At 70.9% G+C, this 25,866-nt stretch carries 24 protein-coding genes; 12 read left to right on the top strand and 12 right to left on the bottom strand.

Annotated elements, in window-relative coordinates; genetic code table 11:
• Positions 1-388 precede the first annotated feature (388 nt).
• From serB to LP52_RS21010, 4 genes are all read right to left on the bottom strand, one after another.
• Complete coding sequence (serB, locus tag LP52_RS21025) at positions 389-1,621, bottom strand: phosphoserine phosphatase SerB (protein ID WP_040276073.1); 1,233 nt, start codon at positions 1,619-1,621, stop codon at positions 389-391.
• Between the two features lie 111 nt (positions 1,622-1,732).
• Positions 1,733-2,356 (bottom strand): DUF1707 SHOCT-like domain-containing protein, encoded by a 624-nt coding sequence (locus LP52_RS21020; RefSeq protein WP_040276072.1) that lies wholly within the window; start codon positions 2,354-2,356, stop codon positions 1,733-1,735.
• 74 nt (positions 2,357-2,430) lie between these two features.
• Positions 2,431-3,063 (bottom strand): DUF1707 SHOCT-like domain-containing protein, encoded by a 633-nt coding sequence (locus tag LP52_RS21015; protein WP_040276071.1) that lies wholly within the window; start codon positions 3,061-3,063, stop codon positions 2,431-2,433.
• A 100-nt stretch (positions 3,064-3,163) separates the two neighbouring features.
• Positions 3,164-3,934, bottom strand: a complete 771-nt coding sequence (locus LP52_RS21010) for a hypothetical protein (RefSeq protein WP_040276070.1) — start codon at positions 3,932-3,934, stop codon at positions 3,164-3,166.
• A gap of 192 nt (positions 3,935-4,126) precedes the next feature.
• On the opposite strand from LP52_RS21010, the gene LP52_RS21005 reads away from it, so the two are divergent.
• Entirely contained in the window at positions 4,127-4,912 is a 786-nt protein-coding gene (locus LP52_RS21005; protein ID WP_040276069.1) for an ABC transporter ATP-binding protein, read from the top strand.
• A 294-nt stretch (positions 4,913-5,206) separates the two neighbouring features.
• Positions 5,207-6,196, top strand: coding sequence for an SPFH domain-containing protein (locus LP52_RS21000; RefSeq protein WP_052810087.1), 990 nt, complete (start codon positions 5,207-5,209; stop codon positions 6,194-6,196).
• A gap of 280 nt (positions 6,197-6,476) precedes the next feature.
• On the opposite strand, the gene LP52_RS20995 is transcribed toward LP52_RS21000, so the two are convergent.
• Positions 6,477-6,830, bottom strand: coding sequence for a WhiB family transcriptional regulator (locus tag LP52_RS20995; protein WP_084723377.1), 354 nt, complete (start codon positions 6,828-6,830; stop codon positions 6,477-6,479).
• Between the two features lie 546 nt (positions 6,831-7,376).
• On the opposite strand from LP52_RS20995, the gene LP52_RS20990 reads away from it, so the two are divergent.
• Positions 7,377-8,138, top strand: a complete 762-nt coding sequence (locus LP52_RS20990; protein ID WP_040276068.1) for a sulfite exporter TauE/SafE family protein — start codon at positions 7,377-7,379, stop codon at positions 8,136-8,138.
• A gap of 40 nt (positions 8,139-8,178) precedes the next feature.
• Here LP52_RS20990 and LP52_RS20985 read toward each other — a convergent pair whose 3' ends face one another.
• Positions 8,179-8,805 carry an HD domain-containing protein gene (locus LP52_RS20985; RefSeq protein ID WP_040276067.1) on the bottom strand — a complete coding sequence of 209 codons (627 nt, stop codon included), beginning with the start codon at positions 8,803-8,805 and terminating at the stop codon, positions 8,179-8,181.
• A gap of 188 nt (positions 8,806-8,993) precedes the next feature.
• Here LP52_RS20985 and LP52_RS20980 point away from each other — a divergent pair, with 188 nt between their 5' ends.
• Positions 8,994-10,310 carry an FAD-dependent oxidoreductase gene (locus LP52_RS20980; protein ID WP_238581027.1) on the top strand — a complete coding sequence of 439 codons (1,317 nt, stop codon included), beginning with the start codon at positions 8,994-8,996 and terminating at the stop codon, positions 10,308-10,310.
• A 39-nt stretch (positions 10,311-10,349) separates the two neighbouring features.
• Here LP52_RS20980 and LP52_RS20975 read toward each other — a convergent pair whose 3' ends face one another.
• Complete coding sequence (locus LP52_RS20975; RefSeq protein WP_040276065.1) at positions 10,350-11,243, bottom strand: prolyl oligopeptidase family serine peptidase; 894 nt, start codon at positions 11,241-11,243, stop codon at positions 10,350-10,352.
• 90 nt (positions 11,244-11,333) lie between these two features.
• On the bottom strand, positions 11,334-11,900 hold the full coding sequence (locus LP52_RS20970; RefSeq protein ID WP_040276064.1) for a TetR/AcrR family transcriptional regulator: 567 nt from the start codon (positions 11,898-11,900) through the stop codon (positions 11,334-11,336).
• Between the two features lie 334 nt (positions 11,901-12,234).
• Between LP52_RS20970 and add the strand changes: the two genes are divergently transcribed.
• Positions 12,235-13,272 (top strand): adenosine deaminase, encoded by a 1,038-nt coding sequence (add, locus tag LP52_RS20965; RefSeq protein ID WP_040276063.1) that lies wholly within the window; start codon positions 12,235-12,237, stop codon positions 13,270-13,272.
• A gap of 72 nt (positions 13,273-13,344) precedes the next feature.
• Here the strand turns inward: add and LP52_RS20960 are convergent, their stop codons facing one another.
• Complete coding sequence (locus LP52_RS20960; protein WP_052810086.1) at positions 13,345-14,520, bottom strand: CapA family protein; 1,176 nt, start codon at positions 14,518-14,520, stop codon at positions 13,345-13,347.
• 326 nt (positions 14,521-14,846) lie between these two features.
• Here LP52_RS20960 and LP52_RS20955 point away from each other — a divergent pair, with 326 nt between their 5' ends.
• The 6 genes from LP52_RS20955 (at position 14,847) to LP52_RS20930 (ending at position 21,867) form a co-directional block, all read left to right on the top strand.
• The gene (locus LP52_RS20955) at positions 14,847-15,308 is read left to right on the top strand and encodes a Fur family transcriptional regulator (RefSeq protein WP_052810085.1); all 462 of its coding nucleotides are present in this window, start codon (positions 14,847-14,849) and stop codon (positions 15,306-15,308) included.
• A 100-nt stretch (positions 15,309-15,408) separates the two neighbouring features.
• Positions 15,409-16,854: a catalase gene (locus LP52_RS20950; RefSeq protein ID WP_040276062.1), complete on the top strand. Its 1,446-nt coding sequence runs from the start codon at positions 15,409-15,411 to the stop codon at positions 16,852-16,854.
• An 847-nt stretch (positions 16,855-17,701) separates the two neighbouring features.
• Positions 17,702-18,799 (top strand): chaplin, encoded by a 1,098-nt coding sequence (locus tag LP52_RS20945; protein ID WP_040276061.1) that lies wholly within the window; start codon positions 17,702-17,704, stop codon positions 18,797-18,799.
• Between the two features lie 197 nt (positions 18,800-18,996).
• A complete protein-coding gene (locus tag LP52_RS20940; RefSeq protein ID WP_338011650.1) occupies positions 18,997-19,857 on the top strand; it encodes an SURF1 family cytochrome oxidase biogenesis protein in 861 nt (286 codons plus the stop codon).
• 103 nt (positions 19,858-19,960) lie between these two features.
• The gene (locus LP52_RS20935) at positions 19,961-20,872 is read left to right on the top strand and encodes a hypothetical protein (protein ID WP_052810084.1); all 912 of its coding nucleotides are present in this window, start codon (positions 19,961-19,963) and stop codon (positions 20,870-20,872) included.
• 158 nt (positions 20,873-21,030) lie between these two features.
• On the top strand, positions 21,031-21,867 hold the full coding sequence (locus LP52_RS20930; RefSeq protein WP_040276059.1) for a class I SAM-dependent methyltransferase: 837 nt from the start codon (positions 21,031-21,033) through the stop codon (positions 21,865-21,867).
• A 146-nt stretch (positions 21,868-22,013) separates the two neighbouring features.
• Here the strand turns inward: LP52_RS20930 and LP52_RS20925 are convergent, their stop codons facing one another.
• Positions 22,014-22,550, bottom strand: a complete 537-nt coding sequence (locus LP52_RS20925; protein WP_040276058.1) for a Clp protease N-terminal domain-containing protein — start codon at positions 22,548-22,550, stop codon at positions 22,014-22,016.
• Between the two features lie 99 nt (positions 22,551-22,649).
• Complete coding sequence (locus LP52_RS20920) at positions 22,650-23,834, bottom strand: aminotransferase class V-fold PLP-dependent enzyme (protein WP_084723375.1); 1,185 nt, start codon at positions 23,832-23,834, stop codon at positions 22,650-22,652.
• A gap of 83 nt (positions 23,835-23,917) precedes the next feature.
• On the opposite strand from LP52_RS20920, the gene LP52_RS20915 reads away from it, so the two are divergent.
• The gene (locus LP52_RS20915; protein WP_040276057.1) at positions 23,918-24,832 is read left to right on the top strand and encodes a LysR family transcriptional regulator; all 915 of its coding nucleotides are present in this window, start codon (positions 23,918-23,920) and stop codon (positions 24,830-24,832) included.
• Positions 24,833-24,906: 74 nt separating this feature from the next.
• Here the strand turns inward: LP52_RS20915 and LP52_RS20910 are convergent, their stop codons facing one another.
• The gene (locus LP52_RS20910; RefSeq protein WP_040276056.1) at positions 24,907-25,599 is read right to left on the bottom strand and encodes a class I SAM-dependent methyltransferase; all 693 of its coding nucleotides are present in this window, start codon (positions 25,597-25,599) and stop codon (positions 24,907-24,909) included.
• Positions 25,600-25,866 lie beyond the last annotated feature (267 nt).

Genomic DNA, 25,866 nt, shown 5'->3' with positions numbered 1-25,866 from the left:
TTGGGGGGTGGGGTTCCCGTTTGTCGGGGGCCCTGCCCCCCTTTTTTTGTACCCAAGATGAATACATTGGGTGACGAGTACGTCGCTGAGTGTGTCACCGCTTGGCCGCAAGGCAGGGACGCACGCACGCCACGCGCACGCGGCTTTGCCACAGGCTGCTGCGGTGTCTGGCCCTGGGACGGCAAGGGCCTTGTGCCGGTGCGCCTCCGAGCGTGAGGCCGGTTCTCCGTTCCCCGTTCCGGGCTGAGCAGGCGCTCTACGCGGGCGATGCCGCCGCCGTAGCCCGGCCCCGCACGGCCGGCAGCGGCGCCGCGACCGCTGTCGGCGGCCGGACGCCGCGCGTGGGCGTCGGTTTCCGGGGTGCGGGGTGTGGAGCCGGAGCGGGCCTTCAGCCGGCGGGCTCGTCGAGGTCGCCGTCGCGGTCGGCGGCTTCGACCTCGTCGCGCGAGACGCCCAGGAGGTAGACGATCGTGTCCAGGTAGGGGACGTTGACCGAGGTGTCGGCCTGCTCCTGCACGACGGGCTTGGCGTTGTAGGCCACGCCCAGCCCGGCGGTCTGCAGCATGTCCAGGTCGTTGGCGCCGTCGCCGATCGCCACGGTCTGGATCACCGGTACGCCCGCCTCGCCCGCGAAGCGGCGCAGGGCCTCGGCCTTGCCCTTGCGATCGACGATGGGGCCCACCAGTTGGCCGGTGAGCTTGCCGTCGACGATCTCCAGCGTGTTGGCCATCGAGTAGTCGATCCCCAACCGCTCCACCAGCGCGTCGGTGATCTGCGAGAAGCCGCCGCTGACGATCGCGCACTCGTAGCCGAGCCGCTTGAGCGTGCGCACCAGGGTGCGGGCGCCCGGAGCGAGCACCAACCGGTCGCGCACCTCGTCGAGTGCGGACGCGTCCAGGTCCTTGAGCAGCGCGACGCGGCGGCGCAGAGAGTCCTCGAAGTCGAGTTCACCGCGCATCGCCTCCTCGGTCACCCGGGCGACCTCTTCGGCACAGCCGGCGTGCTCGGCCAGGAGTTCGATCACCTCGCCCTGGATCAGCGTGGAGTCGACGTCCATCACGATCAGGTGCTTGGCCCGGCGGTGCAGCCCGCTGGGCTGCAGCGCCACGTCGATCCCCTGCGTGGCGGCTTCCATGGACAGATCGCCGCGCAGCTGCTCGGGGTCGGCTCCGGAGATGTCCAGTTCGAAGGAGGTGACGGGGTAGCTCGCGAGCCGCTCGATGCGCTCGATGTTGGCGCCGGCTCGGGCGACGCAGGAGGCGATCGCCCCGAGGGCGCCCGGACGGAGGGGGTCCGCCAGTACCGTCACGTGGAGTTGTTCGGTGGAGGCGTGGCCGACGCGCCCGTTGCCGTCGGAGTACTCGACGTCCATGTCGAGGTCGATGCAGGTCTTGTCCACGGCCGAGCGGATCTCCGTGAAGACGCGGCCGCGGCGGACGCCGGGGGCGACGCCTTCGTCGACGGAGACGAGTGCGCTCAGGACGAGGCGGTCTCCCACGACGACCTGTTCGAGATCGACGAGGACGACCGGGAACACGGACAGGGTGCTGAGCAACCGTGCGCTGACGCCCGGGCGGTCGCGGCCGGTCACCGTTACCAGGAGCGTGGTGTGATCATTCATCGCGCCAACTACGGTACTCGCCCGACTTTTCGGGCCGACGGCCAGGGCCGTGCCTGGGGAGCGTATGTTCATCTCCTGGTCACCGGCCTGCACCGATGTCGACCTCCGGTGCTACCTGCGGTTCTTCCGCTTGCGCTTGGGCCGCTTGGCCTTGACTTCGATGCCGCCCAGCATGCATGTGCCCGTGAGCCGGATGACGGGGTGGTTCGGGTCGGTGACCGCGTCCGTTCCGTGCAGAGTCGTCCCGCCCAAGATCCCGGACGTGTTGTTCACCACACGCACGCCGTGGGGGACGATGAGCTCCAGGCCGCCGCAGACGACCGCGCACTGGATGGTGACCTCGCGCTGGGACAGCACGGCCTCGCGCAGGTCCAGTTCGACTCCGCCGCAGAGCACGGAGACGTTGGTGCGCGGTTCGACCAGCCAGCGCCCCTTCCGCTCGGCGCCGCCGAACACGGCGACGATGTTCTCGCGCCCCGTGCTCTGCGCAGCCAGCCGCCGCGCCTCCTCTGTGGCCGCCGACATCGGCGCGGGGTCCCCGTCGCCTATGCCCCCGGATACGGGCAGGTCGCGGGTGATCTCGGTGAGTTCGCCGACGGTCTTGGCGCGGTAGAGAGCGTCGATGCGCTCCTCATGCTCGGCCTGGGTCAGGCGTCCTTCGGCGGCGGCCTCACGCAGCCGATCGGCGACGCGGTCGCGATCGGCGTCGGATGCGCGGATGTGGTCGGGTTCCATGGCGCGTGCCCGTCCTTCTGCTGTCTTCGGCGTTTCGTCGTTCGTCGCCGCATGGCGCCGGTCGGTGCCGCCGCTCAGCGCCGGCCGCGCTTGCGCTTGGCCGCCTTGACCGGCTTGGGTTCCTTGGTCTTGGCCACGATCGTGGAGAGCCAGGAGGATCCGGTGATCACCACGGTAGGCGCCGCGGGGTCGGCGCCCCTGTCGGTATCGACGCTTGTGGTGCCCAGCACCTCGGATGCGCGGCTCACTACGCGCACCCCCGGGGGCACGATGACGTCCAAGGTGCCCATCAAGATCGCTGCCTGGACCGTCACTTCGCGCTGAGCGAGCGTGGCCTCGCGCAGGTCCAGCACGGCGCTACCCATCAGCACGGAGACGTTGGTGCGCGGTTCGACCAGCCAGCGGCCCTTGCGTTCTGCGGCGGCCAGCACGGTGCGGATGTTCTCGGTGCCGTCGGGCGAACGCGCGAGATCGGGAGTCTGGGGGTGCGGCAGGGATCCCGACTCGGGCAGGTCCGTGGTCAGCGGTTCGAGCTCGGCCAGCGTGCGCGCGGCGTAGGCGGCGTCGATGCGCTCGCTGTGCTCTTCGTGGGTGAGGCGCCCCTCGCTCAGCGCGGCGGCCAGGACTTCGGCGGTGCTGTCGCGGTCGGCGTCGGAGGCCCTGAGGTTCGCGGGTCCCGCGACTGGTGCGGATGCCGTCTCGTTCATACATCCAGTATCGGTGCCGGTCGCGGCTTCGGGGATCCGGTGGTGTCCCTGGCTTTCCCCTGATGTCCCCCGCGTACGGTCCCGGGGTCCGTCGGGCGGCTCAGTCGGCGGCGGCGCCGTAGGCGGCGACGCGCGCCCGGCGGACTGCGCTGTCGAGTACGCGCAGCGCCTCGCGCCGGGACTGCATCTGTGCGGAGCTGAGTCCGCGTCCTTCGTCGTCGTCGGCCAGCCGGACCACGACCGCTAGCCGGTCGGCCTGTGCGGCCAGCCGGTGGGCGCGCTGCGGGTGCCCGGGCGCCAGGCCCGGTGTGGGCGCCCGGTCGGCGTCGCGCAGGTCCGCGAGGGCCTGCGTGACCTCCGGGCCCCACGAGGAGATGTCGTCGACCTGACCGAAAAGCGCGGCCGACTCGCGCATGGCGGCCTGCAGCCGGTGCTCGGCGTCGGGCAGCGGTACCGGCTCGGGGTCGGCGTCGGCCGCCGGGTACGGGGTCCAGGCCACGCCCACGTAGGAGGAGCCGCGCCGGTCCTGGTGCGGTACGAGGCCCACCTTCCCCCGGTCCAGTCGCATCAGCACGGCTTCGCGCGCGTCGACGGCGTCCTTGTTGAGCTCGGTGCCGCCGACCAGACCCAGCGGGTCGCCGGGGACGGGCAGGCACAGCCTGAAGGACGAGAGCCCGTGTGAGCGCAGCTTGGCCAGGGCCGAGCGCAGCGGTGCGCCCGCCTCGAACGGGAGGTCGCCGTCCACGGCCCCGATGACGTGGGGCCCGGTGTCGCGCTCGGCGGCGCTGACGGCGTCGTCGAGGCCCGCCCGGCCGGCCAGCCAGGCGTTGCCCCAGGCGACGAGCTGGGCGGATGAGAGTTCTCGCAGCATCGTCTCTCAGCCTAGATCGGTGAGCGGAGCCCGAGGGACGTCGAGTAGGTTCGCTTCGGTGGGGTCCCGCTGCCGCGCGGGCCTTTCGGGGGCCGCGGGGCCGCTTCAGCGGCCCGGTGCGGGCGGGGCCGCACGGCGGCAGAGGGCGGATTGTTTCGATTCACCAGTCCCAGTATGACGACGGAGAGTGCGATGAACGGCCAGGTGCTGCGCATGAGCGGCGTGACGGTGCGCCGCGGAGAGGCGGAACTGCTGCGCGAGGTGGATTGGACCGTGGAGGAGGACGAGCGCTGGGCGGTGCTCGGTCCCAACGGCGCGGGCAAGACGTCGCTGCTCAGCGTGGCCGCCGCACAGCTGGCGCCCGATGCCGGGTCGGCCGAGGTCCTCGGCGAGCCCGTGGCCGGTGCGGACACCACGGAACTGCGCAGCCTGGTCGGGTTCGCCAGCTCCGCGGTGGCCAACCGCATCCCCGATGCGATGACCGTGCTCGATCTGGTGATCAGCGCGGCCTACGGCTATCTCGGCCGCTTCGGCGAGGAGTACGGGACCGTCGACTACGGGCGCGGGCGTGCCCTGCTGAACCGCTGGGGTGTGGGCCACGTGGCGGAGCGGCGCTTCGGCACACTGTCCGAGGGCGAGCGCAAGCGGGTACTCATCACTCGGGCGCTGATGGCCGACCCGGAACTGCTGCTGCTCGACGAACCGGCAGCAGGGCTGGACCTGGGCGGGCGCGAGGACCTGCTGGGGCGCCTGGGCACGCTGGCGGGCGACATCGATGCGCCCGCGCTGGCCATCGTGTCGCATCACGTGGAGGAGATCCCGCCCGGGTTCACCCACGTGCTGATGATGCGCGAGGGCGCGGTGACGGCCGCGGGGCCGGTGGAGTTCGCCATGACCGGCGAGAACCTGAGTGAGACGTTCGGGTTGGCGCTGAAAGTCGAGCGCGACGGGGAGCGGTGGAGCGCCCGCGCCGTGTGACGCGCGTGTCCGGCGAGGGCCGGATCCGCCGTCCGCAGGCTGAGGCCAGGATCTAATCGACGTATCGGGGTGACCGCAATCAGGGCTGTTGTCCGCATGCGGCCAGGAGGTGCCCGGTTTGGTGCAGGGCCTGTGGGCTTTTGCGGGGACGGGCGGGTACATCCGGCTTAGGATCGCCGCGTGTGCCGGTGGCCGTGTCGCCGGCGCACCGGTCGCCGAGGACCGGTCGAGGTGGCTCGGCGACCGCGCACTGACCGCCTGTGTCCCCCCGACAGGAGAGCCGGAGCCGCCCTGATGGGAACCATCGTCATAATCCTGCTGATCTTCGTCGCCATCCTGGCGGTGATCGGCTGGCGCAGCGTCCGTATCGTCCCCCAGGCCATGGCCGACGTGGTGGAGCGGTTCGGCGGCTACCACCGCACCCTCAGCTCGGGGTTCAACATCGTGGTCCCCTTCGTCGACCACGTCCGCGAGCGCATCGACATGCGGGTGCAGGTGGTCAGTTTCCCGCCGCAGGCGGCCATCACCCACGACAACCTGTCGGTCAACGTCGACACCGCGGTCTACATCCGGGTCACCGACCCCTACAACGCCACCTACAAGGTCGCCAGCTTCATCCAGGCGGTCGAGCAGTTGGCTTCGGCGACGCTGCGCAACGTCATCGGCGGGATGGAGCTGGAGCAGACCCTGACCTCGCGCGACGAGATCAACCGGGAGTTGAGCGTCGTGCTGGACGAGGCGACGGCCGAATGGGGCATCGAGGTCAGCCGGGTGGAGCTGAAGTCGGTCGAGCCCCCGGAGTCGGTCCAGGAGGCCATGGAGAAGCAGATGCGCGCCGATCGCGACAAGCGCGCGGAGATCCTCACCGCCGAGGGGCAGAAGCAGTCGGCGATCCTGCGTGCCGAGGGCGAGCAGTCGGCCGCGGTGCTCAGCGCCCAGGGCGCCGCCGACGCGGAGAAGGTGCGCGCCAAGGCCGAGGCCGAGGCGATGACGGTGCGGGCCCGCGGTGAAGCCGACGCGATCACCATGGTCGCCAAGGCGCTGAAGTCCGGCGACTTCAGCCGGGAGGTGCTGGCCTACCAGTACGTCCAGAAGCTGCCGGAGATCGCGCGGGGCGACTCCAACAAGGTGTGGATCGTGCCCAGCGAGATGGGCAAGGCGCTGGAGGGCATCGGCGAGGTGTTCGAGCGCGTCCGCGACGTCGCCGGCGAGGCGTCGGCCGAGTCCGCCGGTGCGGGCGACGACGCCGACGGTTCGGCCGCCCGGCAGCGCCTGAAGGACTGAGGAACGTGTGCGGCGGCCCCGGCGGCGCCGCAGGCGCATCCCGTGCCGGGGGCGGCGGGACCCGCTCCCGGGGGATCGTACCGGTGCTTGCGCCCCCTCCTCGGCCACAGCGGGACGCGCGGCCCGGGCGGGCCGACGGGATCGATCGGTCCGCGCCTTCGCGGTCCCGCCGCGAAGGCGCGGACGGCCGCCGCGGTGGCGGCGGACACGCCGCGGGGCGCGGCGGGGGCGGTCCGGCGCTCCCGCCGAACCGGCCGCCTCACCCGGTGCGGGGCCGCGCTTACCGATCGGCCTCGGCTGGGACCGGTGCGGTGAGCGAGGCGTCCTGGAGCCAGCCTTCCCCTGCCGTCTCCGAATTCTCCCGCTCGTAGCGTGCCCGTGCGGCCGTGAGCAGATCCCACCACGAGGTGACATCCGGACGCCGCCGCAGCAGCGCCCTGCGCTCACGCTCGGTCATCCCTCCCCAGACCCCGAACTCGATGCGGTCGTCCAAGGCCTCGGCCAGGCACTCGGTGCGTACCGGGCAGCCGCGGCAGATCAGTTTGGCGCGGTTCTGCGCAGCTCCCTGGACGAACAGTGCATCGGGGTCGACCTCGCGACACAGTGCGCGGGTCGTCATCTCTGCAGTCCACATGTTGCCCCACTCCCAAGATCAGCATGTGTGTCGGATGCGCCGGCGGGCGCGGTCGCCGGCGCGGATCGGCGGTGCGGACACCGGCCGGGAACGATTCCCGCACGCTGGTCCGGACAGGGGGTCGGCTCTTCGCGTGGGGTCGGGGTTTCGGCTCGCTGTGTCTTACCTCACCGCTGAGGTCGAAACTACGGACCGGCGAAGACGCACGACAGGCCCCATTGGGCCCATTTCTGATATAGCCCGAGTGGGTCATAGCCAAATGGGCGTCGATTTGCAACACGGTGCGTTTTGTGATCGGCACGGGGAGCGATGAGTGCTGCTCGCTTCGGTGGAAGTGCGATCCGGCCCGGGCGCGGGGCGGCGGCGAATGTGACGCAGGGCGCGTTGCGACGGCGAGCGCCCACAGGAGCACTCCACGTAGACTGTATGCAGTGGACCTTGAGTTCGGCCAGGTCAGCGGCCCCGGAGGTCCCCGCGGCGTGTGGAGCCGCCTGTTCCTACGATGCGCTCCCGCCGCTGCTCGCGCTCTCGTCGTGAAAGGTGTCCATGGGTCCGTGGGAGGCGCTCGCCATTCTGCTGGCGGGCATCGGCGCAGGCGGGATCAACGCGGTCGTGGGATCCGGGACCCTGTTCACCTTTCCCGTCCTGCTGGCGTTCGGGTTCCCCCCGGTCACGGCGTCGATCTCGAACAGCATCGGCCTGGCGCCGGGCGCGCTCGCCGGAACGTTCGGTTACCGGCGCGAGCTGCACGGCCAGGGCCGCCGCGTCCTGCGCCTCGCGGCGATGTCCTGCCTCGGCGCCCTGACCGGCGGCGTACTGCTGCTCAACCTGCCCTCGGAGGTCTTCGAGAGCGTCGTGCCGGTGCTCATCGGCCTGGCCTGCGTGCTCATCATCATCCAGCCGCGCATCGCCCGCCGGGTGCGCGAGCGCAAGAAGCCCCGATCGGGCCGGGGACGGCCGCTGGTGCCGCTGGGGGTCTACGCCGCCGGCACCTACGGCGGCTACTTCGCCGCCGCCCAGGGCATCGTGCTGATCAGCATCCTGGGCACCGCCCTGGACGAGGACGTGCAGCGCATCAACGCGCTGAAGAACGCGCTCGCCGCCACGGTCAACGTGACGGCCGCGGTCTTCTACATCACCTTCGGAGAACCGTCGTGGGCCGCGGTGGGGCTGATCGCGGCGGGGTCGGTCATCGGCGGGTACACCGGGGCGTTGCTGGGCCGCATGCTCAAGCCCTTCGCACTGCGCGGGCTGATCGTGGCCGTCGGGCTGACCGCGGCGCTCCAGTTGGTGTTCGAGCGGTTCTGAGCGGTCCCGCCGCCCCGCCGCTCCGGGACGGCGGGCCTCCTCAGCCGGCCGCCAGGTATCCGCGGCGCTCGGCGTCCTCGATCAGCGCCGCGGCGTAGGATCCCAGCGCCTCCGACCCCTCGGCGATGATCTTCACCTTGTCGGCGACCTGAGCGCGGGTCACGTTGTGGCGCACCCACGTGCCGCCTTCGGTGTGCCAGTTGGCCAGCATCGGCGCCAAGCGGTCGATGGCCTTGGCGAAGCGCGCCTCGGGTGTCGTGCGCGCCTCGAACTCCTCCCACAGTGCACGCGTGTGCTCCGCTTGGTCCTCGGGAAGCAGCGCGAAGATGCGGTCGGCCGCGGCGCGCTCCCGCTCGGCTTGCGAACCGGTCTCCTGTGTGTCGTAGATGAACGTGTCGCCTGCGTCGATCTCGACGATGTCGTGCAGCACCAGCATCTCCACGACCCTGTCGATGTCGGTGCCCTGCGGTGCGTACTCGGCGAACACGCGGGCGGCCAGTGCCAGGTGCCAGGAGTGCTCGGCGTCGTTCTCGCGGCGTGAGCCGTCGACGAGCATGTTGCGCCGCAGGATGCGCTTGAGCTTGTCTGTCTCCAGAACGAACCGGAGTTGGGACGTGAGCCGTTCGTGATCGACGCCGCTGGCGAACACCGGTGCCGGTTCCGTCACGTAAGTCGCCCTCCTAGCAACAATGGGAGTCGCGTTGAAACCAGGGGGATCTCCCGGTTACCACGGGGATGATCCCACGCGGCGGCGTCTCTCAGGTCGGCGCCGAAGCATCCGACAGAGGAGGCGGCATGGAGCGGCGAGTGAACGCACGGTCACGGCTCATCGTCATCGGCGGCGACGCGGCGGGGATGAGCGCCGCGTCGCAGGCCCGGCGGCTGCGCGGCTCCGCGGACCTGCAGATCCTCGCCCTGGAACGCGGACATCACACATCCTACTCCGCATGCGGGATCCCCTATCTGGTCGGCAGAACAGTATCGAGTCACGACGAGCTGATCTCGCGCGACCCCGAGACTTTCCGCCGTGATTTCGATATCGACGTGCGCACCGGCACCGAGGCCGAGGGAATCGACCTGGACCGGCGCACCGTCACCGTGCGCACGGCGGGTGAGGGCGCCGTCGAGGAGCCCTTCGACGAACTGATGATCGCCAACGGCGCCGTCCCGGTGCGCCCCGACCTGCCCGGCATGGACGCTCCCGGCGTGTTCGGCGTGCAGACCCTCACCGACGGCATCGCCGTGCGCGAGTTCGTCGACACCGAGCGCCCGCGTAGCGCGGTCGTGGTCGGCGGCGGCTACATCGGTCTGGAGATGGCCGAGGCGTTCGTGCAGCGCGGTATGGAGGTGCACCTGGTCGAGGCGGCCGCCGAGCCCATGTCCACGTTCGATCCCGACATGGGGCGGCTGGTGCACGACGCGCTGGTGAAGATGGCCGTCCAGGCGCACATGAGCGAACCGGTCACCGGCATCGAGACCGGCCCCGGTGGCGCGGTCCGCGCGGTGGTCACCGACCAGGCGACCTATCCGGCCGACATCGTCGTGCTGGGCCTGGGCGTGCGGCCTGACAGCGGCATGGCGCGCGCCGCGGGGATCGAGGTGGGCCCCACGGGCGGCATCGCCGTCGATCCCCGCATGCGGACCTCCGCCGAGGGGGTCTGGGCAGCGGGCGACTGCGTGCAGAGCCTGCACCGCGTGTCCCAGGCGCCTGTGGCCATCGCCCTGGGCACACACGCCAACAAGCAGGGGCGTGTGGCCGGCACCAACATCGGCGGCGGCTACGCGCGCTTCGGCGGTGTGCTGGGCACCGCGATCAGCAAGGTGTGCGGGCTGGAGGTCGCCCGGACCGGGCTCAACGAGGCCGAGGCCGAAAGCGCCGGCTTCGAGTTCGAGACGGCCACCCTGGAGTCCACCACGCGTGCGGGCTACTACCCCGGCGCCGCGCTGATGACGGTGAAGATGCTGGCCGAGCGCCGCTCACGGCGGCTGCTGGGCGCGCAGATCGTCGGCTGGGAGAACGCGGGCAAGCGCGTGGACGTGCTGGCCACCGCGCTGTGGAACAGCATGTCGGTGGAGGACGTCGCGGCGATGGACCTCGGCTACGCGCCGCCGTTCTCGCCGGTGTGGGACCCCGTCCAGATCGCCGCCCGCAAGCTGGCCGAGGCGATGTGAGCTCGGCTGCCGCCGCGCCGACGGCGGCGGCCGCCCGGCTCAGTTCAGCCGGACGGTCTCCTCGGTCGGCGACGCGGCCTGCGAGGCGGCGGTGAGATGGGTGTGGAACCACTCGGCCAGGGCGCGGTCGGCCAGCACGTTGCCGGGAGCCGGCGGGCCGGGCTCCAGACCCGGCTCCGGACCCATGGTGTGGGCGAGGTCGGGCACCTCGATGTGGCGCAGCCTTTGAGCGGGATAGTCGGCTGCGAGCGCGTCGTGCAGAGCGCGACCGCGCTCGGGTGCGATGACGTCGTCCTGCTGGCCGCTGACGATCAGCAGCGGTGGCTGGGGGCGGCGGTGGGCGATGTCGGCGGCCCGTGCCGCGAAGTCCAGCCAGGCGGCGACCTCGTTTGAGGTGTCGTTCCAGGTGTAGGGGATGCCCAGGCGCCGCTCACGGGCCGAGAGCACCGCCCGCGGCTCGATGATCGGGTTGACCGTGCCGGCGGCGGCGATGGGCAGCTTGCTCTCGGCCAGGGCGAGCAGCGCCGCGGCACCGCCCGCCCCCACGCCCATCAGCCCGATGGCGGAGTCGGCGACGGGGAACCGCTCGCGCAGATCCTTCACCGCGCGCGGGAGTTCGGCGGCGGCCTGCTCGACGACGGGTCCGTAGAGCTCGATCAGGTAGTCCGACTGTCCGCGCCGGTTGACCTCGGCGACCCCGCCCTCGGGCAGGCGCGCTCCGAACATCGGCAGGCCCAGGTAGAAGCGCCACGCGGGCAGGGACGCCAGCGGCAGGGTGCCGGCCAGGGCGGTCTCACTGCGCGGCGGCTCGAACGCGTGCAGGGCGAGGATCATGGGCGCCTGGTCGACGGCGACCGCGGGCGGTATCGCGACGAAGGGGATTCCGGCCGCCGTACCGGTGGTCGGCTGAGTGGGGGTGCTGTCGGCTCGCACTGAAGGCTCCTCCCGTATTCGGATGCCGAAAGCCGTCGTGGCGATCTGGACCGACCTCATTCGTGCTGAGCATGCATGTCGAAGCCTAGTTCAGCCGAAGTGATGGCCGAGGTAGTTCCGCAGCAGGATCTTCGTCTCCTCGATGAGGCGGGGGTCGCCGTCGGGCTCGGTGCGGAACGCGAGCTTGAGTACCGCGTCGGCGGCCTCGACGGCCACGGTCACCGCCCGGTCGAGGTCCTCGCTCTCGCTTGCGCCGGCCACCGAGGTCAGCAGCGTGCGGATGCGGGCGGCGATGACCCGGTTGTTCTCGGTCGCGGAGTCCAGCAGGCGGGTGTCGACGACGTCGCCGAAGTGCAGGCTGCGGAACCCGGGTACGGTGCGGTGCATCTCCAGGTACTCGTCGATGATGGCGTCGGCGGCTTGGATCCAGTGGCTGTGGCCGCCCGCGGAGAGGCGCTCGCGCACCCGGGCGGTGAACAGGTCCAGGTAGCGCAGTCCCAGCGCCTGGGTGATCGCGCGCTTGTCGGGGAAGAACTGGTACACCGACCCGATGGCCACGCCTGCGCGCTCGGCGATGCGAGTGGTGGACAGGTTGGTGTAACCGCCTTCGTCGAGCAGTTCGGCGCAGGCGTCGAGCATGCGCTGCACCCGGACCATGCTGCGGTGCTGGGCGGGAAGTCTGCGGAGAGGGGCGCGGGACAGAGAGGACCCGACCGTGTCGAATCCCCCACCGGTCTCCGCTCGGCGGGAGGCGTCGGCGGGCGGCTGGGCTTCCGGTGCCGTCGGCACGCATGTGGTGCCGCGAGTGGAAGTGGTCATCACGCCCCCTTTGACTCTGCCCCGTGTTCGCACGGTTCCCATTGAATGCCGACGTCGCGACCGTGATCGCCGATCTGACCGCATACGGCCACGCCGACTGATGTGACGGATCGGCGCCGAACGGGGGGCGCCACGCTTGGAGCGGAGCCTGCGGCTGAGTAGCGTCACCCGAATGGAGCTCCCCAAACTCGCCTCCGACGTCGAGGCGTTCATCCACGAACTTCCCAAGGTCGAGCTGCACGTGCACCTGGAGGGCTCGATGCAGCCGGCCACGCTGCTGGAGCTTGCCCGCAAGCACGGTGTCGCCGATGTTCCCGGATCGCTGGAGGAGGTCCGCGAGTGGTACGTCTTCCGCGACTTCGCGCACTTCATCGAGGTCTATCTGGCTTCGGTGCACACGCTGGTCGACGAGGAGGACTTCGCCCTACTGGCCTCCGACGTGGCCGCGCGCCTGGCCGCGCAGAACGTGCGCTACGCCGAGGTGCACGTCAGCCTCTACGCCCATCTGATGCGGGGCGTGTCCGCACGCACGGTCTTCAACGGGATCGAGGCGGCCCGCACCGAGGCCGAGCGCAGGCATGGGGTCCGGCTGCGCTGGGTCCCCGACTTTCCCGGCGACTACGGCGTGCACACCGGCGAGCAGGCCCTCGACGCGGTGCTGGCCGAAGGGCCCGACAGTGTCGTGGGGTTCGGTGTGGGCGGTGTGGAGGTCCCCCTCGGACCGATGGCCGAGCTGTTCGACCGCGCCCGCGCGGCCGGGCTGCACAGCCTGCCCCATGCCGGCGAGAACGGCGGGCCCGAGCGTGTGCGCGAGGCGCTGGACCTGCTGGGGGCCGAGCGGATCGGCCACGGCATCGACAGCATGCGCGACCCTGAACTGGTGGCCCGCCTCCGGGAAGAGCAGATCCCGTTGGACGTCTCGCCGACCTCCAATCTGCGCACCGGAGCCGTCGCCCAGGTCTGGGACCACCCGCTGCCGCTGATGGTCGAGGCCGGGCTGGCGGTGACGCTGAACAGCGACGACCCGCCGATGTTCGGTACCGACCTGACCAACGAGTACCGCACTGCCGCCCAACTGGGACTCGGTGCGCCGGGTCTGGCGGCCCTGGCCCGCAACGGTGTGGCGGCGTCCTTCCTGGAGGACTCCGCGAAGCGGGTGCTGATCGCGGAGATCGACACAGTGCTGGCCGGGCACGCGCACCAGCCTTAGGGCGGCTCGGGCGGCGCATCCGGCCGCCGGAGCCGTCGCGGCTCCGGCGGCCGGGCCGGAGGACGGTTCCGGTCAGCCGGCCTCGACCGGCTCCTCCTCGCCTTCCTGGCCCTCGGGACTCGGGCTGAGTCCCACGGCGCATTCGGTCCGGTAGGACTCCCATGTGGCGCTGGCGTTCTCGGCGGCGGTGCCCTCGTAGAGCACGGGCACGCCGCCCTGGATCTGCCCGGGCTTCCACTCGTCGTCGACCACCTCGCCGTCCTGGAAGGTGAGGTTGAGGACGCCCGTCTCAGCCGTGGGGCCGCTGTAGTTGTAGAAGGCGAAGTTGCCCAGGCCGTAGTGGACGTAGGAATCACCCAGGTAGCCGCCCGGGGAGAGGACGTGGGCGTGCCCGCCGACCACGGCGTCGGAGCCGGCGTCGACCAGGGCCTGGGCCAGCCCGGGCGCGTGCGGCTTGGGGCAGTGGTCGCCTTCCAGGCCCCAGTGCAGGTAGGTGATGACGGTGTCGGCTTCCTCGGCCGCCGCCGAGACCGCCTCGACCAGTCGGCTCTGCATCTCGTTCTTGGCCGAGGCGAGGCCGGGCTTGCCGGGACCGGCGGTCCAGGCGGAGATGAGGTGGTCGTCGAGGACGTCGGCGGCGCCGATGACCGCCACCTTGCCGCCTTCGGTGTCGAAGACGTGCGGTGCGTAGGCCTCCTCGGCGTTCTCGCCGGCGCCCACGATGGGGAAGTCCGCCTCCTCCGCGTTGGCCAGGGTGTCCTGCAGGCCGTCGGTGCCGTAGTCCATGCCGTGGTTGTTGGCGACCGTGGCGACGTCGACGCCGGCCGAGTCGAGTGCGGTGAATGTGGTGGAGGGGGCGCGGAACACGAACTGCTTGCCGGGGGCGCGCGTACCGCCGTCGGTGACAGCGGTTTCGAGATTGACGATCGACAGGTCGGCCGCCGAAAGCGTCTGGGAGATCTCTCCGAGCGCGGTGGAGGGGTCGGCGTCCAGGCGCTGCCGCAGTTCGCCTTCGAAGTGCACGTCGCCGCCGATGGCGACGGTGATGGGCGCGCTCTTTTCGGTTTCCTCGGGGGAAGGCGAAGCCTCCGGCGAGGGGCGGTCGTCGCCCGCGGCCTGGCCGGAGCCGTCGGATTCGTCGGCCCCGCCTGAGCAGGCGGCCAGCAGCAGTGCGAGGGCGGCCATGGCGGCACCGGTGCGCACCGAGGCGAGGATCGGGGGAACGGGGGCCGAAGCGTCGTTGGACATCGGAAGCTCCAAGTAGGAGGCAGCTGCAGTGTGCGGGGGCGGGGGTGCCGTCACGGAGCGGGCGCGACCGCAGGCCGATTCCCGGTTTCCGGAGAATGGAGCCAAGGAGAGGATACGGGGCGCGATCGCCGCGGTGATAGTTGCCGCGCGCGTCGGTTCGCTACTCCTTGTGTCGGGATGGTGGTTGCGTGTGTTCGGGCTTCGCTGGACGGGCGCCTGAAGCGAAGGGAAACTCCAGGTCATCAGATGGCCAAGAGGGATCGACGAAGCTTACTTGACTCCTTCGTTTTCTTGAATCATTCCAGTTTGTGCCCTAGAGTGATGGCATGGACAACGTCGCCGACGATCTCCGTTCGGCCGGGCTCCGGGTCACCGCGGCACGAGTGGCAATACTGGAGCAGGTCCGAACCGGCAATCACCTCGACGCCGAACGCATTGCGCGCGGTGTGCGAGGCTCACTCGGCCACGTCTCGACCCAGGGGGTCTACGACGCGCTGCACGCGCTGACCCGAGCCGGCCTGCTCCGGCGGATCGAGCCCGCGGGCTCGCCCGCTCGCTTCGAATCCCGGGTCGGAGACAACCACCACCACCTGGTCTGCCGTTCCTGCGGCGAGGTCGCCGACATCGACTGCGTGGTCGGTGAGGCTCCCTGCGTGGAGCCGTCGAACACGCACGGCTACGCGATCGACGAGGCCGAGGTGGTGTTCTGGGGCGTCTGTCCGCAATGCCAGGCACAGCCGGCGGGATCCGGAAGCGGACAGCCCGCGCGGACGAAGAGCGAGGACTGACCCCGCTCCGCCGGGTCGGCGGCTGCCGCGAGGGCACCGCCTGCCCCGGCCCAGTGCCGTTATTCGAGGCCTCATCAAGCATTTCCGAAAGGTGCGAGCAGTGAGCGTTCCCTACAGCACGGACGACGCCGGCCACCCGGCGCCCAGCGATGGTTTGTCGCAGTCGGTAGGCCCCAACGGGCCGCTGCTGCTCCAGGACCACTTCCTGATCCAGAAGATGGCCCACTTCAACCGCGAGCGCGTGCCCGAGCGCGTCGTCCACGCAAAGGGCGGCGGCGCCTTCGGCGAGATGGAGATCACCGAGGACGTCAGCCGGTACACCAAGGCGGACCTCTTCCAGAAGGGGAAGAAGACCCCGCTGCTCATCCGGTTCTCGACCGTGGCCGGCGAGCTGGGCAGCGCCGACACCGCCCGCGACCCGCGCGGCTTCTCGCTGAAGTTCTACACCGAGCACGGCAACTACGACCTGGTCGGCAACAACACGCCGATCTTCTTCATCCGCGACCCCTCGAAGTTCTCCGACTTCATCCACTCGCAGAAGCGCCGCGCGGACAACCAGCTGCGCGACCACAACATGCAGTGGGACTTCTGGACGCTGAACCCCGAGTCGGCCCACCAGGTGTCGTTCCTGATGACCGACCGCGGCACGCCTAAGACCTGGCGCCACATGCACGGGTTCGGCAGCCACACCTTCCTCTGGTACAACGCCGACGGCGAGAAGTTCTGGGTCAAGTACCACTTCAAGACCGACCAGGGCGTCGAGAACCTCACCGCCGACGAGGCCAAGGCGATGGAGGGCGACGCCGACGCCCACCGCCGCGACCTGTGGCAGGCGATCGAGCAGGGCGACTACCCGTCCTGGACCGTCAAGGTCCAGATCATGCCCTTCGAGGACGCGGTGAACTACCGGTTCAACCCGTTCGACCTCACCAAGGTGTGGCCGCACTCCGACTACCCCGAGATCACCATCGGGAAGTTCACGCTGAACCGGAACCCCTCGAACTACTTCGCCGAGATCGAGCAGGCGGCGTTCGAGCCCTCCAACCTGGTGCCCGGCATCGGCGGCAGCCCGGACAAGATGCTCCAGGGCCGGCTGTTCTCCTACCCGGACACCCACCGCTACCGCATCGGTCCCAACTACCTGCAGCTGCCGGTCAACCAGCCCAAGGTCCAGACCCGCAGCTACAACTTCGACGGGCCGATGGCCTACGCCAACAACGCCGACCCGGTCTACGCGCCCAACACCATGGGCGGGGCCGTCTCGGCCAACGAGCTCTACGAGGACGAGGGTTATCACGTCTCCGGCGAGATCATGCGCTCGGCCTACGAGCTGCACAAGGAGGACGACGACTTCAGCCAGGCCCGTGCGCTCTGGGAGAAGGTCCTCAGCGAGTCCGAGCGGGCCAACATGGTCGGCAACATCGTCGGGCACGCCTCGGCTCCCGAGGTCACCGGCGACATGAAGAAGCGCGTGGTCGAGTACTGGACCAACGTCCACCCCGACCTGGGCGCCGGCGTGGCCAAGGGCCTGGGCGTGCAGGCCTGAGCTCCGCACCGCGCAAGCCGCAGCGCTGAACGCCGCGGGGGCCGGTGAGTCCACCGGTTCCCGCGGCGTACCGCCCCGGGCGCGATCCCGCGGTACCTCCGGGTACCGGGGTCGCGCCCGGGGCTTTGTGCTGTCCGGGGCGTTCGTGCGGGGGCTTCGGAGTTCCGGAGTTCCGGAGTGCGCCGGGGAGGCCTGGAGGTGCGAGAGGAGGGTGCCGAAGCGCGTGCGCCGACCTGCCGCCGACCCACGCGGTATGTCTTATTCAACGAGCTTTGCGTAGCTCGTCCCCTTTCTCGGCTTTCAAGGGCGGTCAGGGCAAAAGTCGGATTGCGGTTTTCCGGCGATCGGATTGCCGTCTGGTGTGTGTTGTCCGTGCTGGCGGCCGTGTGCCGCGTGCATTCCGAGTCGACTGGAATCGGGCGGTTTCGGGTGTTTTTCGGGTGGTCGCGACGGCTCGCTCCTCCGTACCTCCGTGCTTATCGGCCGTCCCCAAGTCCAGGTTCAGGGCGTGCAGATCAGGTGTTACTTCGACGTGTAGCTGATGGTGTACTCACCGATTTCTGTTATCGCCCTTTTTCTAGGAAAAAGCCCTGCCGTTCGGCGGGAAGCTGTTAGCGTTGGTGATCAACGGCGCAAGGAAACCCGCTCCGGCTATTACCGGGGCGTCGCCGTTCGGTTGTCATCGACGCGCGGGCGCACCGAATCCGTGCTTCCCGCGCCATCACGGATGGCGCCGACCACCCTGTTGTCCCCCTCGGGGCGACGGATCACTACCCCGCCTTAGGTGACGCCTCGCCTCCGAACGAACACATGCCGTGTTCGCGTCTGCGAAAGGTCATGCCTGAACATGCGCAAGCGTTTCTACACGTCCCTGTCCGCCTCGCTGCTGGCCGCCGGTCTGGTCGGCGCCGCACCGGCGACCGCGTTCGCCGGACCTGAGAGCGACGGCTCGGGCGGGATCGGCTCCGGCAACCAGCTCAACGTGCCTGCCGACGTCAAGGCCGAGCTGTGCGGCAACGCCCTGTCCGTCCTGGGAATCTCGCAGGCCGACTGCACCCGCGTGGCCGAGGTGCTCTACGCGTCGAGCGACGAGGGCGAGGACTCTCCGCAGACCGACGGCTCGGGCGGCGTCGCCTCGGGCAACCAGATCAACATCCCCGTCGACGCCGCTCTGGACGTGTGCGGCAACTCCGCCGCCATCGGCGGTGTCGCCGAATCGGACTGCACCACCGTGGTGAAGAAGCTGGTCGACAAGTCCGAGGACGGTGACTCTCCGCAGACCGACGGCTCGGGCGGCGTCGCCTCGGGCAACCAGATCAACATCCCCGTGGACATCGCTCTGGACGTGTGCGGCAACTCGGTCGCGGTGCTGGGCGCATCGAAGGCCGAGTGCACCACCGTGGTGAACGTCATCCAGGAGTCGGCCGGCGACGAGGGCGAGGACTCTCCGCAGACCGACGGCTCGGGCGGCGTCGCCTCGGGCAACCAGGTCAACGTCCCCGTCGACGCCGCGGTCGACATCTGCGGCAACGCGGTCTCGGTGCTGGGCGTCGCCAAGGCCGAGTGCCTGGAGAAGATCTCCGAGGACGACGGCGGCGAGGACCCCGGTGACGACTCCGGCAAGGAGACGGAGCCGCCGGAGGGCGACGACGAGACCGACGACCCGAAGGACCCCGGCGAGGACGGCCCCGGTGACGGCGACAAGACGCCCTCCCCCGAGCCCTCCCCGCAGCCCAGCGGCGACAGCACCCCGGACACCAAGCCCGCGCCCGAGGGCGACGACACCGACGCGTCCGGCGGGCTGCCGGTGACCGGCCCGGCTCTGGGCGGCCTGGTCGCCGCCGCCGTGGCCGCCGTCGGCGGCGGTGGCGCCGCGATGGTCATCAGCCGCCGCCGCAAGGCCGCCGCGGTCGGCACCGAGGACGCCGCCGGCGCCGAGGAGTAGCACCCGGCAGTGCGCCGCGCACCGCCCGCCCGGCCAGGCGCCGCGCCCGGGGTCCGAACGGACCTGCGGCGCGGCGCCTGCGCGTTTCGGCGCCCGGCCTCCGGACCGGGCGGGCGGCGCCCCGCAGGCGTGTTCGGGCAGGTCGGAAACGCCGACCCGATGACTGCGGAGCCCGTGTCTCCTATAGCCTCGAAAACGTGCTCCGTGTCCTGCTGTCTCCGCGCATGCTGGCGTTCCACGCGCTGGTGGCGCTGATCGTGCCCTCCTTCATCTGGCTGGGTTTCTGGCAGCTGGACCGCTGGGAGGACAAGTCCGCGGAGGTCGCCCGGCAAGAGGCGAACATGGCGGCCGACCCCGTCCCGGTCGGGCGGCTCACCGCTCCGGGCGAGGACGTATCGGCCGACGAGCAGTGGCGGCGGGTCACCGCGACCGGGCACTACGACGCCGAGCACGAACTGCTGGTACGCAACCGCGACGGCTCCCGCGGAGTGGGACTGCACGTGCTGACTCCCCTGGTCACCGCGGACGGCACCGCCCTGCTGGTCAACCGCGGATGGATCGAGCAGCCGCCGACGGCCACCAGTCGGCCGGACGTGCCGCCGCCGCCCGAGGGCCGGGTCACGGCCACCGGCCGACTGAGGTTCAGCGAGACCGAGGAGAGCACCGGAATCCGGGTGCGCGACGGTCTGCCCGAGGGTCAGATCATGATCGTCGACGTCGACAGGATCGCCGCGAATCTGCCTTACCCCGTCTACGGCGGCTACGCCGAGCTCACCGAGCAGCGCCCTGAGGGCACCGACCCGCCCGAGCAGGTCCCGGCGCCCGAGGCGAACACGGGCATGAACCTCTCCTATGCGGTGCAGTGGTGGGTGTTCACCGGGATCGCCGTGGGCGGATGGATCTTCCTGATGCGCCGCGAGATCGCCGACGCCCGCGACGACGAGGAGCCCCCGCAGCCGAACACGGAAGCGGGAGCCGAGCCGGCCTCCGCCGCACCCGACGGGAACGGTGCCGAGGACACCGACCACGAGGCCGCGCGCTCCGACGCCCGGTTGTAACCAGCGCCGCTGCGCGCCATTGTTGGGGCGCGTTCCGATCCGTTCGCCACACAGGGCCCCGGGGGTGCGAATGCTTACTCGATACGGGCGTGAGGCAGTATCGGTGTTCGATCTGCTCGGCCGTAACGAGGTCGACCTCACAGCGGCGCTGGGTTGGGCCCTCGCATCCTCGCCTCGATTGATGGAGTCGCTGCTGTCGCAGCTTTCGATAGACGCCGAGGCGGAGGACGTGAGTGTGGCGTTGGAACAGGCGGATGCCCAAGGCCGAACCGACATCGAGCTGACAGCGCCTGCAGCGAAGGTGGTCATCGAGGCCAAGCAGGGCTGGCTCGTGCCCGGCGAGGCTCAGCTGGGCAAGTATGCGGACCGGTTCGCAGGGTTCGTGTCGAAGCGCCTCGTCAGTCTCTCGGACTCGTCGCAGGATTGGGCGAAAGAGCAGCTGCCCGAGTCCGTCGACGATGTTCCGGTCGTCCACGTTTCCTGGGACGGAATCAGACACTGCGTTCGTGATGCCAAGGACGGGTGCCGCGGCCGTGAACGAGTGTGGCTCGAGGAGTTGGAGACGTACATGGGGTCGGTAACGTCCCGTCGTCCGGTGGAGGACCAGTGGGTGTATTGCGTCGTCGTGTCGAATGACGGGGTCGGAGGAGTCGGTTTTCAGGAGTACGTGACTGACAAGCGCGTCTACTTCCATCCCTACGGCGGCAACAACAGCTGGCCGAAGCTGCCGCCGAACTTCCTGTGCTTCCGCTGGGACGGCAAGGTCCGGCAGGTGAACCGTGTACAGAGCTGTGAGGTGGTGGCGGATCTGCGAACCCGATGCCCGGCGATCACAGAGGAAGAAGCGCCTGGACCGCACATCGTCTACCACCTCGGGCCGGATATCCCCATCCCGGAGATCTCAACGAAAGGGACCTTCGCGTCGGGGCGTGTGTGGTGCCTGCTCGATCAGTTGCTGACCCGGCCGACCTTGAAAGACGCCGGACACGCCAGCGTCCGAATGAGCGGGAAGTGACGACCGGCGGGCACGTGCGGGGGCCCGCGGCCGGGAGGCCGTCCCCCAGGGGCTCCGGCCCCGAGTCGATGGCCCGCGCTCCGGCGTGTGAACCGGGGTCGCGGGTCGACGGGGCGGTTGTTGTGCGTCCGTTTCCCGGTGAGTGGCAGGATCGGCGTATGAGCGACGAAGCGGGCGGAGCCGAGATCCAGCGTGTCACCCGGCGATCGGCCGGGCCCGACGAGAGCGCGCAGGCCAACCGCGTGTGGTGGGAGCGCGCGGCCGACGACTACCAGGCCGAGCACGGTTCCTTCCTGGGCGACACCGGGTTCCTGTGGGGCCCCGAGGGCGTCGACGAGGCCGACGTGCAGCTGCTCGGTCCCGTGGAGGAGTTGCGCGGGGCGCGGGTGCTGGAGTTGGGCTGCGGCGCAGGCCAGTGCTCGCGGTGGCTGCGGTCCCAGGGCGTGGAGCGCGTCGTAGGCGTAGACGTCTCCCACCGCCAGCTGCAGCACGCGCTGCGGATCGACGAGCACACGGACCTGCGGGTGCCCGTCGGGCAGGCCGACGTCCAGCGCCTGCCGTTCGCGGCGGCGGCCTTCGACCTGGTCTGTTCGGCCTTCGGCGGGCTGCCCTTCGTGCCCGACGCCGAGGCGGCGGTGACCGAAGCCGCGCGGGTACTGCGGCCCGGCGGGAAGCTGGTGTTCTCGGTCAGCCACCCGTTCCGCTGGTGCTTTCCCGACGACCCCGGCGAGCGCGGGCTGACCGTCCAGCAGTCCTACTTCGACCGCCGCGCCTACGTCGAGGAGAACGAGGTCGGCCGGGCCGTCTACGTCGAGCACCACCACACGGTCGGCGACTGGGTCCGCGCGGTCGCAGGCGCCGGCCTGGTCCTGCGCGACCTCGTCGAACCGGAATGGCCCGAGAACAACCCCGCCACCTGGGACGGCTGGAGCCCTCTGCGCGGCCGCCTCTTCCCCGGCACCGCAGTCTTCACCGCCGTGAAGCCCGAGGCCTAGGCCGGGCCGGGCCGGACAGGGGGACGGGCGGTCCGACCCGTGCGGCGCCCGAGCGGGCCGCTGCCCTCACCTCCCGGTGCCGAGCGGGCGGTCGGCGGGCGCTGGAAGCCGGGCACCCCCGCCGTCGTCCCCCGCGGCATGGCCGTTCAGGTGCCTTCTCGGCCGGAGCCCGGTCGACCGACCAGGTTCTCGGTGGTGGCCCGGAGGGGTGCGGTGTCGATGCCGGCTTCGGCGAGGACACGGCCGGCGGTGGAGTCGGGAACGCGCAGGACGCCCAGCAGGACATGGCCGCTGCCGATGGAGTCGCCCTCGCTCTCCAGCACCACACGCAAGGACTCCTCCAGCGCCTGCTTGGCGCGCTTGGAGAAGGGGATGTGCCTTCCGGCGCTGCGCAGGCGCCGCAGGAGGCCGCGCTTCGGGCGGTCGGCGGCGGCGTCCGCGCCTGCTTTCGCCCCCTGCTGTTCGCCGTCGGCCGGGGCCGGTGACAGCGCGCGGACCGCGGCGCGCAGCGGCTCGGGTTCTGCGCCGTGCAGGTGCAGCGCGCGATGCCCGATTCCGCCGCCCTCGGCGAGGAGAGCCAGCAGCAGGTGCTCGGTGCCGATGCGGCCGTGTCCCGCTGTGCGGGCTTCTTCCTGTGCCAGCACGACGACCTGGCGCGCATCGTGGGTGAACCGCTCGAACATGCCTACCCCTGCCTCTCCGTCACTGCGATCGCTCGGGCGGCGGCGCCCGCTCGTTTGTCAACTTATGTTGACTTCGGCAGGGAGTCAATCGAAGTTGACTCAGCGGTCGGCGGTCGCGGCGCCGAGGGCGTCCCCGGCTCCGTCGACGGACGCGATGGCTTCCACGGCCCTGTCGACGTCGTCGGGGGTTGTGGACAGGTGGAAGCTGAACCGCATCCGCCCGGCGCGCTCGGCCGCGACCACACCCGCACGGGCCAGCCGCTCGGCGCTGCCGGGCGGCAGCGGCAGCGAGACGATCGCCGAGTCGCCCGCCGGCAGCCCCAGCCCGGATCGGAACCGGGCGGCCAGCGCCAGATCGTGCCGGTGGATCGCCTCGACACCGACTTCTGCGAGGAACTCCAGCGCCGGGGCCTGTCCCGCCCAGGCCGGCCAGACCGGAGCCAGGTCCAGCCGCCGCGCGTCCGAAGCCAGGCGCAGCGGTCCGCCGTAAACCGAATCCCAGATCTCCGCGCCCGCGTACCAGCCCGCCCCCAGCGGCGGCAGCTCGGCCAGCGCCTCGGCTGTTCCCGCCAGGAAGCATGTTCCACGCGGCGCGAGCAGCCACTTGTAGCCGCCGCAGACCAGCAGGTCGACGCGATCGGCCGCCAGGGGCAGCCAACCGGCGGCCTGGGTGGCGTCGACCAGCGTCCGGGCGCCGTTGGCCGCGGCGGCAGCGGCGATCTCGTCCAGCGCCGCGACGGCGCCGTCGGACGACTGCACGGCCGAGACCGCGACCAGGTCGGTGCTCGGCCGAACGGAGGCGGCCAGTTCGGGAAGCGGCACCAGGCGTACGTGTACGCCGCGCTGCTCTTGGGCCAGCAGCGGGAACAGCAGGGAGGTGAAGTCGCCCTCGGCCGCCACCACTTCGGCGCCGTCGGGCAGGGCCGCGGCGACGAGACCGACCAGCTGCGACGCCTGCGATCCCACGGCGACGCGGTCGGGCGTCAGCCCCAGCAGCCGGGCGAAGGCCGCGCGGGATCCGCTCACCGCCGCGTCCATGGCGTCCAGATCCAGTCGGCCGGTCGCGCGGTCGCGTTCCGCGCGCACCACGGCCTCGTGGGCCTCCAGCGGCGGCAGTCCGTAGGTGGCGGTGTTCAAGTAGGCGGTCTGACTGCCCGCGGTGCCGAACTGTTCGGCGACGTCCGCGGGCAGGAGGTCTTCGGGCGCCGCCGGAGCGTTGGGCGCGGTCTGCTGCGGATGCGGCGCCGGGCGGTCGCCGCGGGCCGGGGCGTGGTCGGTGTCCATGTCCCGATCCTGGACCGCGCACAGACCAAGGACAATCGGAAGTTTTCCGCAGGAGCCCTAAAAACGGTTGATACCTTCAGTGCGTGCAAGAACTCCACCGGCTGCGCGTGCTGCGCGAGGTCGCCCGCCTCGGTTCGATGAGCGCGGCCGCCGCGAGCCTGTGCTACAGCCAGCCGGCGATCTCCCACCACATCTCCCGGCTGGAGGCCGAGGCCGGCACGCCGCTGGTCGTCCGCCACGCGCGCGGGGTCCGCCTCACCGAAGCGGGCCGGGTGCTGGTGGACCACGCCGACACCGCGCTCTCCGCCCTCGCCGAGGCCGACGAGAAGGTCGCGGCCATCGCGGGCCTGCGGGCGGGCCGGGTGCGTGTGGCCGCGTTCCCCACCGCGGTATCGGGCTTCGTGCCCGAGGCTCTGGCCGCGTTGCGTCGGCGCGCCCCCGAGACGCGGGTCTCGCTCCGGGAAGCGGAGCCCGCCGAGGCGTTCGCGGCGCTGCGGTCCGGGGAGATCGACATCGCGGTCGCCTTCGACTACGCGGAGACGCCCGGCGACGCCGACGAGCGGCTGCGCCTCGTGCGGCTCATGGACGATCCTCTCGTGCTCGCCGTACCCGAGGGGCACCCGGCCGCCGCCGAGGAGCGGCTGCGTCTGGGCGACCTCACCGACGCGACCTGGGCGTCGGGTTGCGAGCGGTGCCGCGGCCATCTGGAGTTCCGGTGCGCCTCGGCCGGCTTCGAGCCGCGTATCGACTTCGCCACCGACCAGTACGTCGCAGTGCAACGGCTGGTCGCCTGCGGGCTGGCGGTCTCTGCCCTGCCGGAGCTGGCCTTCGCGTGCCACAGCGAACCCGGCGTCGCCCGGATCGTGCTGCCGGAGCTCGGCTCGCGCCGGGTTTTCGCGGCCGTGTCGGCGGGGCCCCAGCCGCCGGCCGTCGCGGCGATGCTGGACGAACTGGTTGCGGTTTCCGCCGCGGCCGGTGGCCCCGCAGCGGCCGTGTGACGGCCGCTGCGGGGCCCGCCGACCGGATGGCGGAAACCGAGGAGGGTCCACCTGCCCGGATCGGGCGGGGAGGCCTACTCTTCGGGACGGCGCAGGTGCTGGATCCAGGCGGGAGGGAGGTTGGCCATCACCCGCTCGGTGCCGATCCCGTAGCGGTTGACCCACTCTTCGACGACCCAGCTGGAGCGGGCCTGGCGGAGGTAGTCCTCGCGGGGGGCGACGACCGCCTTGATCTGCTTGGTGTAGAGGTAGCCGAAGAGGGAGAGGTGGCCGCCGGGGCGCAGCACGGTGAAGTAGTACTCCAGGATCTCGCGGACCTCCTCCGCGGTGAAGTTCGCGAAGGGCAGCCCGGAGATGATCACGTCGTAACTGCGGTCGGTGCCGAGGTCGGTGACCAGCATCTGGTGCACCGTCGCGCTGTCGGCGATGGGGTTGAGGTCGGGGGCGGTGGCAAGTTGGTCGGCCAAACGCCCGGCGAACTCCGGGTTGGACTCGACCATGTCGATGGTGTCGCCCTCACGCATGTGCTGGGCGATCACTCGCGAGACGGCGCCCGTTCCGGCGCCCGCCTCCATGATCGCCAGTGGGGCGTCGGGCTTCTCGCGTTCGTCGACGAACCGGGCCAGCGCGTGTCCGAGGGCGCGGCTGCTGGGAGCCACCGCCCCCGTTGCGCGGAAGGTACGGACCGCTTGCTGGACGAAGAGTCCGGCGTCGCGGAGCCGCGAATCGAGACCAGTGGACTGCAGTGGTTTCTGTGGCGCTGCCATGCATGAACGGTAATGCTTCTCACCGTAAGCCGCAGGTTAGTGGGACCGGTGCGTGTCGGGTAACACCGGTCACACGGGTCCGGATGAGGCGGTGGAGCCGGGATTGGTAGACATGTCCGACCCGGCGTGCGGAGCCCGCGGCGGACTGCGGGCCGGTGCGGCGCCCGCAGCCGCGGCGCCGGGCCGGCAGCGGTACCGCCGCGCACAGCAGACCGGAGCAGACCAGACCCAGTAGGAAACCGGGCCGCACGGCCCGAGTGGAGAGCG

The sequence above is a fragment of the Streptomonospora alba genome, assembly GCF_000826685.1.
In the GTDB taxonomy this organism is placed as follows: Bacteria; Actinomycetota; Actinomycetes; order Streptosporangiales; family Streptosporangiaceae; genus Streptomonospora; species Streptomonospora alba.
Note: the sequence above shows the minus strand (reverse complement) of the source record. Positions and strands in the feature narration are given on the sequence as shown.